The sequence below is a fragment of the Tellurirhabdus rosea genome (genome assembly GCF_026278345.1).
Classification (GTDB): domain Bacteria; phylum Bacteroidota; class Bacteroidia; order Cytophagales; family Spirosomataceae; genus Tellurirhabdus; species Tellurirhabdus rosea.
Window position 1 is genome coordinate 5,342,302 of record NZ_CP111085.1, and the last position, 15,199, is coordinate 5,357,500.

The following is a 15,199-nucleotide window of genomic DNA, read 5'->3' on the forward strand; positions in this document are numbered from 1 at the left end:
AGGTTTTTCTGTTATTTTTGTAATCAAACGGGGTGAAACTGTGTTATTAACATAGCAATCCCTTTTCTCCGAACCTTACTTAAAAAGCGTTCCATGAAAGCCATTCGTACTTTACCATATGCTGCCATCCTTGCCGCCCTCAGTCTGGCGGGTTGTAGCAGCAGCCGCCAGCTCGCCCAGAACGGCGGGGAGGTGGACGACCTGTACGGCAATTCAGCCGATGCGGTCGTTTATGCCGCTCCGCAGCGCGAGGAGCGGCAGCTGATCGATGAGCAGCCTACGCGCCGCGCTCAGGCCGAACGCCGGGGCCGCAACACCAATCCTGATTTTCTTTCGGAAACCGAGCAGCAGGAGCTGTTCCAGAGTGACGAGTACTACAGCGACCTGTCCGCCCGTCGGGTGCAGCGCGGTATCTCGCCCGATCCCGGCTGGGCAACCGAAAACTACAACGACGGTTTTGTCGACGGGTTTAACGCCGCAGGCGGCAACCGCTGGAACCGCTGGGGCTGGAACAACACCGGTTTCTGGACCGGCTTGAGCCTCGGCCTGGGAGCGTCTCCCTGGGGCTGGAACCGCTGGGGCGGCTATGATCCGTTCTGGGGCGGAGGCTATGCGTACAGCCCCTGGGGCTGGAACAGCTTCTACGACCCGTTCTGGGGCTACAACTCGTTTAACCGCTGGGGTTACAACAGCTGGGCCGACCCGTACTGGGGCGGCGGCTGGTACAACCGCCCGGTCGTTGTGGTCAACAACAACTACAACAACGTAGTAGGAGCGGCCCGCAACAATTACACGGTAGGCGCCCGCAACACGGGCCGCACGGACCGGTACAACGGCAACTTCAACAATACGCCGCGGACCGGCAATCCGACCGATAACGGTGGTCGCCGCAGCGGTACGCTGTCGCCGTCAACCAACACGCCGACCTATTCGAACAGCCGGAATCCGGATGCTCCGTCGCGCGACAGTTACAGCCGCGACCGGGCCAACAACCGGGGGACGTATTACTACAGTGACTCCGACAATTCGGGTCGCGTTCGCAGCAATGAGTCCTACAGCGCGCCGAGTACAAGCAGCCCGAGCTATGGCAACAGCAGCCGGGGTTCTTCGGCCGCCGATGCGTACTACTCACGGCCCCGTCAGAACAGCCGCGGAACGTACGTGCAGCCTTCGGATGGCGGGTTGAATTCCCGCAGTTCGTCACCGAGCTACAACTCGGGCAACAGCGGTGGCTTCACGGCCCCGAGCCGCAGCAGCTACGAATCTCCGTCCCGCAGCACCTACTCGCAGCCGAATACCAACAGCAGCTATAGCTCACCAAGTCCGGCCCCGTCTTACAACAGCGGCAGCCGCGGCGGTAGCTCAAGCGGCGGTTACTCCGGTGGCAGCAGTTCAGGCGGTGGTGGCGGTTCCCGCGGTCCGCGTTAATGCATAACCGTTTTCATCGTTCGATACGTTATAAAAAAGCCCCGCTCAATGTTACAATTGGCGGGGTTTTTCGTTGTATAATTGACCGGCTGGTTAAACTCGAACCGGTCCGGATTTGTCTAATCGGCACTTCCTACCAACAACCCGCACAAGTTTATGAAAAAAGAGATAAGTCTTCTGGGGCTGCTCATGATGGGCATGGGAACAGCCTTCGGCCAGTATGCCGGTGATGCGTTTCGGTACAATGAAATCCAGCAGACGGGGACGGCCCGGTTTCGGGGCGTAGGCGGTAATCATGCTGCGCTGGGCGGCGACGCCAGCACGACGTTTGGCAACCCCGCCGGCATCGGCTTCTTCAACCGTTCCGAAATCAGCGTCAGTCCAACGCTTTCACTGTTTCAGACCGAATCTACCTTTATCGGTCAGCGTACGAGTGCAACCAAGACCAATCCGAACATAGGCCACTTTGGGCTGGTGATCGCCGGGAACGCCCAGAACGAGGCCCGCCGCTGGCGCCGGGCTTCCTTCGGCATCACGTACGCCCGACTGGTGAATCTCAACAATTCGCTTTCCTTCGAGGGGCGCAACAACCGGAGTTCGTTTGTGGACCAGTATATTCTGGATGCCAATGACCGCAGAATCACAGGGGCGCAGCTGGATCGACTGTATAATCCTGACCTCAGGGAGGCGCAGGACCCGACGGCGGCGGCTTACCAGCTGTACCTGATCAACGGCAGCGATTTGCCCAATGATCCAAACAACAGCGGAGCACCGTATACCCGGTACGACAGCGACCGGCCGACCACCCAGCGGCTTCGGTACAATTCGTCGGGAGGGCAGAACCAGTGGTCGTTTACCTACGGCGGCAATTACGATGACAAACTGTATCTGGGCGTAACGCTCGGCATCACCCGCCTGCGGTTCGATTATGACGTGGATTATTCGGAAAACATCATTGGCGGCTCGGTATTCCGGAGAGTAGGCCGGGAGGAAGGTCTGACCGTGACCGGCAACGGCATTAACCTGGCCGTCGGGACCATCTGGAAGGCAACCGATTTTATCCAGCTGGGTGCTTCGGTGACCACGCCTACGTTCTCCACCGTTCGGGAAACGTTCTCTGAATCGCTCAACACCGACGCCATCGGCATCCCGACGCTCGACCAGAACGGACGTCCCACGTTTTTTATCCCCGATAACCAGAATATTACCGTGACGCCCAACAACTTCGAGTACAACCTGACCAGCCCCCTTCGGGCCATGGCCGGGGCGACGTACTTCCTGGGTGCCAAAAAGGTTGGTTTTATAACGGCTACGGCGGAATACGTCGGGTACTCCGGCATGCGCGTTTCCAGCTCACAGGCGGATGCGGGTTTCCGGGATGACATTCGGAGCGAGATTCAGTCCACGTATCAGAACGTGGTCAACTTCCGGGCGGGAGCCGAGGTACGTACCGGACTGCTGCGGCTGCGGGGTGGTGTTTCCTACCTGCCCGACCCGTACAAGCAGGCTTTCCAGGATCTGGACCGGACCAAACTGCTGATATCCGGCGGTCTGGGAGTGCGCAACGACCGCTTCTTTGCGGACGCCAGCGCCACGTATAACACATTCAAGTCGGGTTATACGCCCTATTCGCTGCCTAATCCGAGCGATTACGCCTCCGCCGAGATTGATAACCGTCTGGTTAACGTCACGTTGACGGTAGGGGCTTTCTTCTAAAAGCCGTTCAGGGTAAATGAAAAAGAGCCCGTGGGAATTCCGCAAGTTTGGAATTCCCACGGGCTCTTTTTATAAGTATGTGGAAAGTTGCTGAAGCAGTTCCTCAACGGTTGTCGTGCCCTGGAGGTGGATATCGGCCTGGCTGTAGACCGGGCGCCGGTCGGCGTCTTTTTTGTGCAGTCCTTCGAGCAGGGTAGGGTCATTTTGCCGAAAAAGAGGCCGATCGTCTTCCTGGTGCCGTTGCATCCGTTCCAGCAGCACTTCCGGCGCCACATCCAGAAAAACGCTGATCCCCGTTTGCCGGATATACTCCATGTTGTTGTGGAAACACGGCATTCCGCCCCCGGTTGCGACGACCAGACCCGCTTCCGGCCTGATGGTTCTCAAGACGCGGCTTTCGGCCTGCCGGAAATAAGGCTCACCCTGTTCGTGAAAGATTTCATTGATGGTTTTGCCTTCCTCGCGGACGATTAATCGGTCCGTATCGACGAAACGATAACCCAGTTCGCGGGATAGCCGTTTGCCGAGTGTCGTTTTTCCGGAGGAGGGCATCCCGACCAGAAAGATGTTTTTCATGGAATAGACTCAAAACAAAAAGACGACTGCCGGTTCTTGCGACAGCCGTCTTTCTCGTTGTTTATTTCAGCTTTTCGACCACATCGGCTACCTGCGGGGTATCGTTATGGTGCCATTTGCCCATCACGGTGCCGTCTTTCAGCAGCCAGAGTCCGGGGTTCGACCGCACAATGGTCTTCAGAACCGTAGCGTCGGCTTTGTAGGCCGGCACCGACAGCTGGTACTCATGCCGGAAATTGTTGATCTCTTCGTCGCCCACGGAGGTAAGGAGCATGGGCGTGAGGTTGTTGGCCGAAGCCTCGTTGATTACCCGGCGAATGGCGGGCATGTTGGCCGCATTGATGGACCCCAAATCCTTGACAATCAGAATCAGCTTATTGCCGGTGAAGGTTTCCTGCGTGGCGTCGCCCTGTTCGTTCCAGACCCGGTAATCGGTGATCTTCGGAAGCGCGGACGGGTTCTTCAGCACCATTTCCTTGAACTTGTAGGTCGTGTCCGATGGGTACTTATCCAGCGTAACGTCCTGTCCGTCCTTGGTCATGATGTAGGTATATTCGAGCGGCGCGGAGGGCTTCATCTGGGCCGGAATGTTTTTGCCGACCGCGTACGGCAGCAAATCCAGCGGCGGCAGGTGTTCAATCGCGTACCAGCCGAGGCCGACCGAGGCAAAGGCCGAAAGCCAGACCAGCGCCCCGGTCCGGGCACTCCGGAACGTTTTGCGCTGCCACAGGATGAGCACGATCAGAACCAGCAGAAAAATGTCCTTGCCGAACGATGTCCAGGGCTTTAGCTTGATGGCATCGCCAAAACAGCCGCAGTCCGTCACCTTGTTGAAATAGGCCGAATAAAAGGTCAGGAACGTAAAAAAGGTAATCAGCGCCAGCAGAATCCAGGAGGTGGTCCGGATGCGGTAGGAGAACAGCAGCGCCACCCCAAGCACAATCTCGGAGGCGCAGAAAACAACCGAAAGCAGGAGCGTGAACGGAATCAGGCCATGAAAAAAGCCGGCCATTGCGGGCACGTCCTGGGCAAATACTTCAAAATATTCCGTCAGTTTGATCTGCGTCCCGACCGGGTCGTTGATCTTGATTAATCCGGAAAAAATAAAAATCACGCCCACAACATAACGCGCAATCTGGGCAGCGATTCGGGGCCAGGACGGAGTCTGTCGGCTGGTTTTGGTCTGAACGGTTCCCGTGTTCATGATTGGTGATCGGTAAGTTTAATCAGACAGAAAACGGCGTAATTGATCATATCCATATAATTCGCCTCTACGCCCTCGGAAATTAAGGTTTTTCCCTGATTGTCTTCAATCTGCTTGGTCCTCAGAAGCTTCATCAGGATAATATCGGTCATCGAACTGACCCGCATGTCCCGCCAGGCCTCGCCGTAATCGTGATTTTTGGCAAACAGCAAATCCATTACCTGCCGGATCTGGCCGTCGTACAGGTTTTCCAGTTCGTCGGGCGGCAGGTCCGTGCGCGCATCGTTCACCAGTTCGATCTGGATCAGGGCCATGACGCAGTAATTGATGATACCCATAAACTCGGGCACGACGCCTTCCTGCACCCGTTGCTCGCCTTTCTCCTGAATCGTCCGGATGCGCTGGGCTTTGATGAAAATCTGATCGGTGATGGAAGGCAGGCGAAGAATCCGCCAGGCAGTGCCGTAATCCTTGTTCTTTTTCAAAAAAACATCTTTGCAGAGTTCGACAACCTGCCGATATTGGGATTCTGTTTGGGACATAAACGGTGTTTAGTAGCCAGTCGCCAGTCGGGCAGTCGTCAGTCATAAGCTGATAAAGAACGGCTTAAAGGCTGGCGACGGTCCGACTGACGACTTTTTTAATGGCTAAAAGTACAAAAAAAACGCTCAACCTCGGCGGAAAAGTTCTGGACCTGCGCCAGCCGAAAGTAATGGGCATTCTCAATATCACTCCCGATTCGTTCTTCTCCGGCAGCCGGATGGCGTCCGTTAACGAGGCCGTCGACCGGGCGGGGGACATGCTGGCAGACGGGGCTACCTTCCTCGACATCGGCGGCTATTCGACCCGGCCCGGCGCGGCCGACATTGCCGCCCCGGAGGAAGTCGACCGGATTCTGCCCGTTATCGAAGCGATTCTGAAAGCGTTTCCGGAAGCCCTTATTTCGGTCGATACCTTTCGGGCCGCGGTCGCCCGGCAGGCGGTGGAGGCCGGTGTCCGCCTCATCAACGACGTTGCGGGCGGCACCTTGGACCCCGACATGTTTCCGACGGTGGCCCGGCTCGGCGTGCCGTATGTCTTGATGCACATGCGCGGAACGCCGCAGACCATGACCGGGCTCACGACGTATACGAGTCTGGTCCCGGACGTGATTCAGGAGTTGCAGCAGCGGCTGGCGGTGCTGCGTTCGCTGGGCCAGACGGACATCATCATCGACCCCGGCTTTGGATTCGCCAAAACATCTGGGCAGAATTTCAGCTTATTAAACCAGTTGTCTGCCTTTCAAACCCTGGAAGCGCCGCTACTGGCGGGCCTTTCCCGGAAATCGACCATCTGGCGAACGCTGGGGATCACGGCGAAGGAAGCGCTGAACGGGACCACGGTGATGAACACGCTGGCGCTGGCCGGAGGGGCCGATATTCTGCGGGTTCACGACGTGCGCGAAGCCGTTGAAGCCGTTCGCTTGTTTCTTCATTGCCGCGGGGAAGATTTAGCAAATAACTTCTGATTAGTACTATTAATGGCTATTTTAGGCTTTATAAAGTACTGCGGTAACCTGTGCCTATATACGCCGGGTTCGCAGAAAAACGAAACGTAAAACGATGCTGACCTTCCGTGTACTTTCCATGGATTTTCGCTGGGCGGATGTGCTTGATATTCTCCTCGTTGCTTTCCTTTTGTATCAGATCTACAGCATTGTGCGGGGGAGTATCGCGAGCCGGGTCTTTCTGGGCTATCTGCTGGTTTACCTTTTTTACCTGACCGTAAAACTCGCCGGGCTGTCTTTGCTGACCACCATTCTGGAATACTTCATCAGCGTAGGCGCCCTGGCTCTGATCATTATTTTTCAACAGGAGATAAGGCGGTTTCTGCTCATCATCGGCAAATCCACGCACGTAGCCAACAGCCGGTTGTTCAGAAAACTGCTTCGGCCCAGAACGGCAGCCGACACGGCGCTGCCGATGAAACCCGTGATGGAAGCCTGTAAGGTCCTGGCCGCTGAATTTGCGGGCGGGCTGATCGTGGTGGCTAAAAATGACAGTCTTTCCAAGTTCATTCAGTCGGGCGAAAAGCTGGATGCGGTGCTGTCCAAGCGCCTGCTGGTTTCCATTTTCAGCCAGTACAGCCCGCTGCGCGACGGGGCGGTGATTGTGGCGGACGGCCGCCTGTGCGCTGCCCGTTGCATTCTGCCCGCTTCCGAAAATGACGAACTGCCCACCACCACCGGCTTCCGTCACCGGGCGGCGCTGGGCATCAGCGAGCTGACGGATGCGGCGGCCATCGCCATTTCTGAGCAGACCGGACGTATAGCCCTGGCGATCGACGGCGAGCTGTACCCCAACCTGACGCTCGCCCAACTGGAAGAGCAACTGACCCGCTACCTGTACGAGCCCAGCTCCGCCAAACAGCGGGAAACCGTGTAATCGCCTATTTCTTAACTAGAGTTGTGTTTTAGTTATATTTTACGAAAGAAATGTCAGATTTAATTTGACTTTTCGGATTTGTTACCGGAAATTCATTCTCCGATGCTTCTGCTTTGCGGCCAACCTTTCGGGCCGTTGGATAGTTACCAATCATACAGTCATTAGTTCCTTGTAATATTGCTCTTCGTAAACCACCGGCTGTATTATCCCCTTGAGATGATAGTCTTTCCTGAAATTTATTCACGTTATGATGACTCAGTACGAGTACAACTTGCTGCCAATCACGAAGAAAGCGGAACTGTTATGGCAGGAGGGAACGTATCTGCTTACCCGGCAGGCGTCTCCTTTTGAAGTGCGCCTTTACGCTCTGGGGGATTTTTTTGTGGAAGCATACTTTACAGCCTCACCTCTCCACCCGGGCGGTTACGAATTCCAGGATGTCTTGACGTTTCGAAAGCAGGATCTGTCGCGGATACGCCGCCCCCATCCGCTCGAACCGTATATCGACCAGGTTGACCTGCGGATGCTGATCGGCGCCTGACGAGAACAGGCATAAAAAAACCGTCGGATGCTATCCGACGGTTTTTTTATGGAAATAAGCTTCAGTTCGTTATTTCGCGGCGGTACCCGAGCCGTTCACCACTTCTTCCAGCGATTCGGCTCCAACCAGTTTTTTGTACAGCGTCAGCGCCTGAGCCACCACCTGGTCCATGTTGTAATACCGGTAGGTTCCCAGACGGCCTACGAAATGGACGTTCGGCGTGCTGTCGGCCAGTTGCTTATACTTGCGGTACAACTCGGCGTTCTCGGGCTTCGGGATCGGGTAATACGGGTCACCTTCCGACTGCGGATATTCGAACGTAATGCTCGTTTTCGGGTGTTCCTGGCCCGTCAGGTGCTTGTATTCCGTAATCCGGGTGTATTCGTTGGTGAGCGGATAGTTGACAACGGCCACCGGCTGATACTGTTCCGTATCGACCGTTTTGTGCTCGAAATGCAGCGAGCGGTAAGGCAGTTTGCCGTAGCAATGGTCGAAATACTCGTCCACCGGACCCGTAAAAATCAGCTGGTCGTACGAAACCGTTTCCTTCACCTGCTTGTAATCCGTTCCCAGCATCAGTTCAATGTTCGGATGGCTGACCATCTTTTCGAACATCTTCGTAAACCCGTGCAGGGGCATAAACTGGAACTCGTCGCCGAAATACCGGTCGTCCCGGTTGGTCCGGGTAGGAATCCGGGACGTTACGGACTTATCCAGTTCGGACGGGTCGAGGCCCCACTGTTTGCGGGTATAACCCTGGAAAAACTTCTGGTACAGATCGCGGCCCACCTGGCTGATGACCACGTCTTCGGAAGTCCTGATCACGTCCACCGGCTCCCCGACCGTCTTGAAGTATTCGGCCAGTTCTTCTTCCGTAAAGTTCTTGTTGTACAGTTTGTTTACCGTATCCAGGTTAATGGGAATCGGCAGCAGCTGACCATCAACTTCGGCCAGCACGCGGTGTTCATAAGGCCGCCACTCCGTGAATTGTGACAGATAAGCAAATACTTCCGGCGAGTTGGTGTGGAAAATGTGGGGACCGTACAGGTGAATCAGAATACCATCTTCGTTGTAGTAATCGTAGGCGTTGCCGGCAATGTGCGGGCGACGGTCAATCACCAAAACTTTCTTGTCTGACTGTGTCGCCAGCCGTTCGGCCAGAACACTTCCGGCATAACCGGCCCCCACAATTAAAAAGTCATAATGCATACGTCGTAGATATATATTTTTTATTCAATTATACGCCATCAGGAGGCTTTTACCAATAGCTGGTCGTGCACCAGCTGGTAGATTTTGGACCAGGTCTGGTCCCACGAAATCGTCGACAGGTATGCATCTACTTCAGAAAGCCACTGTTGCCGGGCCGCCGGGGTCATGTTCAGCGACGCTTCGATGGCTCTTTCAAAATCGGCCGCCGTTTCGGCAATATAGACCAGCCCTTTGTCGCCGTAGGGCCGGATAACGTCCCGGATGGGCGTTGAAACCACCGGTCGACCGGCTGCCAGATACTCAGGTGTTTTGGTCGGACTGATGAACCGTGTCGATTCATTATTGGCAAAGGGTAGGAGAGCAACGTCCCAATGGGCCACGTAAGACGGAAGCTCATTGTACGATTTCATGCCAAGATAATGAATATTGGGCAGTTGTGGTAACGAAGCCGGGTCAATCTTAACGATCGGTCCAAGCATGACAAATTGCCAGTCGGGCCGGCGGGTAGCCAGTTCGCCCAGTAATTCGATATCGAAGCGCTCATCCAGAACCCCGAAGAAGCCCATGCGGGGGCCTTTGATGTTCCGCTGGTCGGCCGGATCGGGCAGCGGTTTGCGGGCCTGTTCAAAATGGCACCGGTCGATGCTGCTCGGGAACGGGTGAGCGTTGGGATGTTTGTCTTTTTTGGCTTCGTAAAGGCTTTGTCCGCCGGTAAGCACCACGTCAGCCATCTGCATGAGCCGCTTCTCCTGGATAACGAGCTGCGGCGGGGCGCCCCGGAATGCCGACAGCTCATCCATACAGTCGTACACCACCACCTCGGGCGTCAGATGCTCCGAGAAGGGCAGCGCCATCGGGGTATAGTACCACGACACAAACCGGCGCAGACCGTGGTCGGCCACCAGCGAATCGACCAGTTTCCGAAGTCCTGCCTGCTTTTCGGCCTCGGTCCAGTGACCCGGAATAAACGGAATAGCGCGCCAGAGTTTATCACCTACTTTGGTTACTTCCAGACGGAAGTTAGCATCCCAGATTGGCTCTTCCAGAAAAAACACGCGCCAGTGGCGCATCGCCCGGGTCAGCAGATGCTGGGGGCGTTGAAAAACAAAGTCCCAGCGGAGGTGCGAAAAACAAAGCAGGTCGGGCGCATTCTGTCGGGTAGAACCTGTAACTGTGGTCGTTAAACGTCCACGCTGGGTGTTCAATCCTGATGCCTGCGAACGATAGGTTTCTGTTGCTGCTTTGGCTCCTGTCGCAAGTGGGCCTGTTTCATTTAGCCGATGTTCGTCCATACTCGCTTTCAATAAAAGATGATAATTAGATAATCATTTACGACAAAGAAGCCGCTATCCCGCGCCGATTAACCCAATAGTCGACGGTTTTGTCTGGTAATTCCGGAATAAGAAACTAAAGAACCCGGGAAGAATCCGGTGTTGCGTTGGAATGCTTTCTGCGTGCTTCGCTAGTCCAATAACTCCCCGTATTTGGAGTTTGTTAAGCCTCCTGAAAGTATAGTTATTTAACGGCCCAAAGGGAATTTGGGTAAAATAACGGATTGAAGCATGATTAAGCCCGTACGGCTTGAGTACCAGCCTGATTGTTAAGTGCCGCCTGCTTAGACAGAATGCGGGGGAGCGACGTCCGAAATCCGGTACCGGCGGCGGACCTCGTTGATCAAAAACTTCTTTTCGGTCGTGAAGCTTTCGGGATGCATTTGCTCAAAAAGCGCTTTCCAGGCATTGAAACGGTCCGCTTCCTGTCGGTTAAATGCTTCTGCGTCAATTTTTTTACTGATCAGGTACTGTTCAAAGGTCATACTCATGGGTTGGTCTGCCAATTTGGCCGGAAGATAAGGCCGATAAAATCAGGCACTTAATTTGTCCTAACTCTTGTACATGCAATCTCAACAGCGATGAAACTACAATTTGTAACGGATTCCGGGCCGGACGATATGCCGTCTGATAACGAGCCCAGGGATGCTCCTTTGCTGGATGCCTATTCCAACACGGTAGTAAAGGTAGCGAAAAAAGTCAGCGGGTCGGTCGTGCAGATCAAGGTCCGCAGGAAACCAACGGCTCCGGCGACCAGCCCCCGCCCGCGGGGAAGCGAAGGCGGAAGCGGGTCCGGTTTCCTGATTTCCACGGATGGTTACCTCATCACCAATCACCACGTTGTGGCCGGCGCCGAATCCCTGGAAGTGGCCCTGCCCGATGGCCGGTCTTTCGACGGAACGCTGGTCGGGCAGGACCCGGCGACCGATCTGGCCGTTGTCAAAATCTACGCCGACAGCCTGAAGGCCATCCGTTTTGCGGACTCCCGGCAGGTGCAGGTCGGGCAGATTGCCATTGCGGTGGGAAATCCCTACGGGTTTCAGTATTCCGTAACGGCGGGCGTGGTGAGTGCCCTCGGCCGGACCCTGCGTTCGGAGTCCGGTCGGCTTATCGACGAGGTCATCCAGACCGATGCCTCGCTCAACCCCGGCAATTCAGGCGGTCCGCTGGTGGACTCCAACGGGGCGGTGATCGGGGTCAATACGGCGGTCATTCTGCCCGCGCAGGGAATCTGCTTTGCCGTTTCCTCCAATCTGGCCGAACGGGTAGCCGGCAAACTGATTCTGCACGGACGGGTGCGGCGCGGGTATCTGGGCATTGCCGGCCAGATTGTCAACCTCACCGAGCGCATCCGGCAGTATAACCAGCTGTCGTACCGAACCGGCGTGCTCATCACGAGTGTGGAGCCCGACGGCCTGGCCGGAAACGAGTCGCTTCGTCCGGACGACATCATCGTGGAGTTTGCCGGTCAGCCGGTTGGCTCCGTCGATGATCTGCACCGGCTGCTGACGGAGGAAACGATCGGGCAAAAGCAGTCCGTCACGGTGCTGCGGCAAAATTTCCGGCGGGAGGTGTTTGTGACGCCCGGCGAAATCCGCTGAGGATTATTTTTCGTTGAAAAAGACCTCTAGACCGTCTTTTCCCGCTACGACAATGTCGGGGCGGCCGGTTTTGCGCAGGTCGGCCAGCGCGAAATAAATGCCCGTCCCTTTGCCTTCGCCCGGCGGGCCGTAAGCGATGACGTGGCGGGTAAAGCGGCCGTTCTGGTTGGTAAAGTAATAGAGGCCAACGGGGTCATAGGCACCGTCGTCTTTGTCGTTATGCGCCCGAAAGCGTTTTCCGGTAATCAGATCCGGTTGGTTATCGCCGTCGATGTCCGCCCATTCCATGACGTGGTACTGGGACGCTTTTTCGTCGATAACGTGCTTTTTCCAGCTCCTCTGCCCGTTCTGAAACTGCTGTTCGTACCAATGGAGGCCGTATCCGTGACCCTGTCCCACGATCAGGTCCGGCAGGCGGTCGTTGTTGACGTTGGCCACCAGAATCGGGATGCTGGCGGTTCCGAACCCGAATTCTTTGTGAAGTATCCACCGTTGCTTGTCTTCCTGTTCCAGCCAGCCGTCGCTGACGATAAAGTCACCTTTGCCGTCGCCGTTCACATCGCCGAATCCCAGGCCATGTCCCTGAGTGGGAGCCACATCGAACTGCTGGAAGGTGCCGTCTGACTGAAGCTTGAAGTATTTCAGCGGATGCCCCGGATTGTTCGGCACGATTTCGACCGTTCCGTCCCCGTCGATATCCCAGGCACGGGTCGTTTCGACATTGCCGACTTTGGCAATGTCGTGGATTTTCCAGAGCTGCTCCTTGCCCGGACCGGGATTTTCGAGCCAGCGGAGCGTTTGCCCGAACCACCCGCCGGTCACGATGTCGGTATGGCCGTCGTGATTGACGTCCAGCGGAATCGTGGAAAAATCGTCATAGTACTGGTCGAAGCGTTTCTGGTTGCCGATGAGGTGCCGGCGACGGAAGCGGGCCTGCGAATTGCCGTCGTTCTCGTACCAGAAATCGCCGGAGATCAGATCGGTCAGCCCGTCTTTGTTCAGGTCCGCCGTTCCGACGGTTTCGTAGCTTTCGGCGGCCACGAAGTACCGGCTGAAACGCGTTTGGGGCGCCAGCCCTGCTGCTATAAAGCTGGTGAGGACAGTCGCCCAGCAAACTAGTTGTCGCATGAATAGGTAGTATGAGTCGGTTTTTTCATCTTGTAAGAAAAATCCGTTACTAATCTAATGACTACTGCGGGCTCGGGTGCGTTTCTCCTGATGATTATTCTGTTGGCTCAAGTGATTCTGGCGGGATGCCGGGCGGAACCACCTCATTTTACCGGACAAAAACTACGTGGCGCCAATCTGGTAGCCCCGCCTCGACGGGCCGGACCGGAAGGTCTGGAGCAACTCCGCGCCGTCGGCGGCGACTGGGCCGCCGTTGTCCCGTACGGTTTTTGCCGGAAAGGCGATCCCCACTTTTATTATTTTGGAAACCGGCGGGAGCAGCGCGGCGGGCAATGGTGGGGAGAAACCCCGGAAGGCGTTGCGGAAACAATCCGGATGGCGCGCCGCAACGGTCTGAAAGTGATGCTCAAACCCCATGTCTGGATGCAGGGCGGCTCGCATCTGGACCTCGCTTTTGAGACAGAAGCCGACTGGCAGACATTCGAAGCCGATTACACCCGCTACGTGCTTGATCACGCCCGGCTGGCCGATTCGCTGAACGTGGACCTTTACTGCATCACGACAGAACTGGACCGCTTTGCCGTGGCCCGCCCGCAATACTGGCAATCGCTTATCAAACAGGTCCGGGCGGTCTACAAAGGCCCGCTGACCTACGCGGCCAACTGGGACCGCTTCTCCGACATACCGTTCTGGAACGAATTGGACTTTGTGGGAGTGGATGCCTATTTCCCGCTTTCCGAAACGCCCGAGCCGTCAGTGGGAGAGCTGGTTAAGGGCTGGAATCGGCACCTGCGGGCGCTGGCCGAGGTGTCGGGGCGGCATCAGAAACCGATTCTTTTCACCGAATTTGGATATAGAGCCTGTCGGCGGGCGGCCTTTCAGCCCTGGGAGTCCGAGTCGGCCTGCGAAAGCGGCCCCCAGGTGCAGGCCAATGCCTACAAAGCCTTGCTGGAAGCGGTCTGGCCCCAGCCGTGGTTTGCGGGCGGGTTTGTCTGGAAATGGTTTTTGCTGGACGGCCACGGAAACCGCGAACGAGACCAGTTCAGCCCGCAGGGCAAACCGGCAGAGGCCATACTCCGGGCCACCTGGCAACTTCGCTGAGCAATCAAAAACAGGGCCTTAACGATTTGAGCCGTTAAGTACCCTGTTTTTGGTCGTTCCGCCTTATTCTACCCACAAAACCAGCCCCTTCAGGTAGCCGCCTTCCGGGTGAAAGAGGCTAACCGGATGGTCGGCAGGCTGGCTCAGGTGATGGAGGACGCGCACCTGACGACCCGCTTCGATGGCCGCCGCGACAACTGTATTGTAGAACAACTCGCGGTCCACCACCTGGGAGCACGAGAAGGTAAACAGAATTCCTCCCTTCGCGACCCGCCGGAGCCCTTCGGCATTCAACCGTTTGTAGCCCTGTACGGCCCGGTGCCGCGCCGACATATTTTTGGCGTAAGCCGGAGGGTCCAGAATGACCACATCGTACTGGTGGTCGTGTGCCTTCAGGTACTTCATGACGTCCTCGGCAAAGGCTTCGTGCGGGACAGATTCCGGAAAATTGGCCGCTACATTCCGGTTAGTGAGGTCAATGGCCTTCTGGGACACGTCTACCGAGTGCACCTCCGCCGCTCCGGCCTGGAGGGCATAGACCGAAAACCCGCCCGAATAGCAAAAGGCATTGAGCACTTTTTTGCCGGCGGCATAGTCGGCCAGCAGTTTTCGGTTATCGCGCTGGTCCAGAAAGAACCCGGTTTTCTGTCCGGTAATCCAGTCCACCAGAAACGTGCGCCCGTTTTCTTGTACCGGATGCGGCGTGGGCGTATTCCCATACCGGTAGCCGTTCTGGACTTCGGCGGCGTAGTTTTCGGGAAGGGTTTCGGCGCTCTTGTCGTAAACGGCCTTCAGCGTACTGCCGTACACGTTTTTCAGGGCCTCCGTAATGAACGCCCGTTCGCGGTGCATGCCGATGGAGTGAGCCTGGATGACCGCGACGCCATTATAAAGGTCAATGATTAACCCGGAACACCCGTCGCCTTCGCCGTGAACAAGTC

At 56.2% G+C, this 15,199-nt stretch carries 15 protein-coding genes (1 of these 15 cut by a window edge); 7 read left to right on the forward strand and 8 right to left on the reverse strand.

All coding sequences use genetic code 11. The annotated features are described in order from the left end of the window. The first annotated feature begins 93 nt into the window (after positions 1–93). Positions 94–1,428: a pilus assembly protein gene (locus ORG26_RS22485; RefSeq protein WP_266365873.1), complete on the forward strand. Its 1,335-nt coding sequence runs from the start codon at positions 94–96 to the stop codon at positions 1,426–1,428. A gap of 156 nt (positions 1,429–1,584) precedes the next feature. Next, on the forward strand, positions 1,585–3,144 hold the full coding sequence (locus tag ORG26_RS22490; protein WP_266365875.1) for a hypothetical protein: 1,560 nt from the start codon (positions 1,585–1,587) through the stop codon (positions 3,142–3,144). 69 nt (positions 3,145–3,213) lie between these two features. On the opposite strand, the gene ORG26_RS22495 is transcribed toward ORG26_RS22490, so the two are convergent. The 3 genes from ORG26_RS22495 to ORG26_RS22505 form a co-directional block, all read right to left on the reverse strand. After that, complete coding sequence (locus ORG26_RS22495) at positions 3,214–3,720, reverse strand: shikimate kinase (RefSeq protein ID WP_266365877.1); 507 nt, start codon at positions 3,718–3,720, stop codon at positions 3,214–3,216. Between the two features lie 61 nt (positions 3,721–3,781). Beyond that, on the reverse strand, positions 3,782–4,924 hold the full coding sequence (locus ORG26_RS22500; RefSeq protein WP_266365879.1) for a BT_3928 family protein: 1,143 nt from the start codon (positions 4,922–4,924) through the stop codon (positions 3,782–3,784). Next, positions 4,921–5,466: a DUF1599 domain-containing protein gene (locus ORG26_RS22505; protein WP_266365881.1), complete on the reverse strand. Its 546-nt coding sequence runs from the start codon at positions 5,464–5,466 to the stop codon at positions 4,921–4,923. Before ORG26_RS22505 ends, ORG26_RS22500 begins: the two co-directional genes overlap by 4 nt. A 101-nt stretch (positions 5,467–5,567) precedes the next feature. Between ORG26_RS22505 and folP the strand changes: the two genes are divergently transcribed. From folP to ORG26_RS22520, 3 genes are all read left to right on the forward strand, one after another. Next, on the forward strand, positions 5,568–6,431 hold the full coding sequence (gene folP / locus ORG26_RS22510; protein WP_266365883.1) for a dihydropteroate synthase: 864 nt from the start codon (positions 5,568–5,570) through the stop codon (positions 6,429–6,431). A 94-nt stretch (positions 6,432–6,525) separates the two neighbouring features. After that, positions 6,526–7,347, forward strand: coding sequence for a diadenylate cyclase CdaA (gene cdaA, locus ORG26_RS22515; RefSeq protein ID WP_266365885.1), 822 nt, complete (start codon positions 6,526–6,528; stop codon positions 7,345–7,347). 247 nt (positions 7,348–7,594) lie between these two features. After that, positions 7,595–7,888: a hypothetical protein gene (locus ORG26_RS22520; protein ID WP_266365887.1), complete on the forward strand. Its 294-nt coding sequence runs from the start codon at positions 7,595–7,597 to the stop codon at positions 7,886–7,888. A 69-nt stretch (positions 7,889–7,957) separates the two neighbouring features. Here the strand turns inward: ORG26_RS22520 and glf are convergent, their stop codons facing one another. The 3 genes from glf to ORG26_RS22535 all read right to left on the reverse strand — a co-directional run bounded on the left by glf (position 7,958) and on the right by ORG26_RS22535 (position 10,919). Further along, complete coding sequence (gene glf, locus ORG26_RS22525; protein WP_266365889.1) at positions 7,958–9,097, reverse strand: UDP-galactopyranose mutase; 1,140 nt, start codon at positions 9,095–9,097, stop codon at positions 7,958–7,960. A 38-nt stretch (positions 9,098–9,135) separates the two neighbouring features. Further along, positions 9,136–10,302 (reverse strand): glycosyltransferase family 1 protein, encoded by a 1,167-nt coding sequence (locus ORG26_RS22530; protein ID WP_266365891.1) that lies wholly within the window; start codon positions 10,300–10,302, stop codon positions 9,136–9,138. Positions 10,303–10,712: 410 nt separating this feature from the next. After that, on the reverse strand, positions 10,713–10,919 hold the full coding sequence (locus ORG26_RS22535; protein WP_323134319.1) for a hypothetical protein: 207 nt from the start codon (positions 10,917–10,919) through the stop codon (positions 10,713–10,715). A 90-nt stretch (positions 10,920–11,009) separates the two neighbouring features. Here ORG26_RS22535 and ORG26_RS22540 point away from each other — a divergent pair, with 90 nt between their 5' ends. Further along, positions 11,010–12,029, forward strand: coding sequence for a S1C family serine protease (locus ORG26_RS22540; protein ID WP_266365893.1), 1,020 nt, complete (start codon positions 11,010–11,012; stop codon positions 12,027–12,029). Between the two features lie 3 nt (positions 12,030–12,032). On the opposite strand, the gene ORG26_RS22545 is transcribed toward ORG26_RS22540, so the two are convergent. Continuing rightward, entirely contained in the window at positions 12,033–13,157 is a 1,125-nt protein-coding gene (locus ORG26_RS22545; protein ID WP_266365895.1) for an FG-GAP repeat domain-containing protein, read from the reverse strand. A gap of 57 nt (positions 13,158–13,214) precedes the next feature. On the opposite strand from ORG26_RS22545, the gene ORG26_RS22550 reads away from it, so the two are divergent. Beyond that, a complete protein-coding gene (locus ORG26_RS22550; RefSeq protein WP_266365897.1) occupies positions 13,215–14,258 on the forward strand; it encodes a glycoside hydrolase family 113 in 1,044 nt (347 codons plus the stop codon). A 63-nt stretch (positions 14,259–14,321) separates the two neighbouring features. Here ORG26_RS22550 and ORG26_RS22555 read toward each other — a convergent pair whose 3' ends face one another. Then, positions 14,322–15,199: the 3' portion of a class I SAM-dependent rRNA methyltransferase gene (locus tag ORG26_RS22555; RefSeq protein ID WP_266365899.1), read on the reverse strand. The gene runs 301 nt beyond the window's last position; the window shows 878 of its 1,179 coding nt (coding positions 302–1,179); its start codon lies off the right edge, out of view; it ends in the stop codon at positions 14,322–14,324.

Excerpts from the sequence above, each read along its gene's own strand:
- ORG26_RS22485 (WP_266365873.1), top strand. The coding sequence starts at position 94 with ATGAAAGCCATTCGTACTTTACCATATGCTGCCATCCTTGCCGCCCTC.
- ORG26_RS22490 (WP_266365875.1), top strand. The coding sequence starts at position 1,585 with ATGAAAAAAGAGATAAGTCTTCTGGGGCTGCTCATGATGGGCATGGGA.
- ORG26_RS22495 (WP_266365877.1), bottom strand. The coding sequence starts at position 3,720 with ATGAAAAACATCTTTCTGGTCGGGATGCCCTCCTCCGGAAAAACGACA.
- ORG26_RS22500 (WP_266365879.1), bottom strand. The coding sequence starts at position 4,924 with ATGAACACGGGAACCGTTCAGACCAAAACCAGCCGACAGACTCCGTCC.
- ORG26_RS22505 (WP_266365881.1), bottom strand. The coding sequence starts at position 5,466 with ATGTCCCAAACAGAATCCCAATATCGGCAGGTTGTCGAACTCTGCAAA.
- folP (WP_266365883.1), top strand. The coding sequence starts at position 5,568 with ATGGCTAAAAGTACAAAAAAAACGCTCAACCTCGGCGGAAAAGTTCTG.
- cdaA (WP_266365885.1), top strand. The coding sequence starts at position 6,526 with ATGCTGACCTTCCGTGTACTTTCCATGGATTTTCGCTGGGCGGATGTG.
- ORG26_RS22520 (WP_266365887.1), top strand. The coding sequence starts at position 7,595 with ATGATGACTCAGTACGAGTACAACTTGCTGCCAATCACGAAGAAAGCG.
- glf (WP_266365889.1), bottom strand. The coding sequence starts at position 9,097 with ATGCATTATGACTTTTTAATTGTGGGGGCCGGTTATGCCGGAAGTGTT.
- ORG26_RS22535 (WP_323134319.1), bottom strand. The coding sequence starts at position 10,919 with ATGAGTATGACCTTTGAACAGTACCTGATCAGTAAAAAAATTGACGCA.
- ORG26_RS22540 (WP_266365893.1), top strand. The coding sequence starts at position 11,010 with ATGAAACTACAATTTGTAACGGATTCCGGGCCGGACGATATGCCGTCT.
- ORG26_RS22545 (WP_266365895.1), bottom strand. The coding sequence starts at position 13,157 with ATGCGACAACTAGTTTGCTGGGCGACTGTCCTCACCAGCTTTATAGCA.
- ORG26_RS22550 (WP_266365897.1), top strand. The coding sequence starts at position 13,215 with ATGACTACTGCGGGCTCGGGTGCGTTTCTCCTGATGATTATTCTGTTG.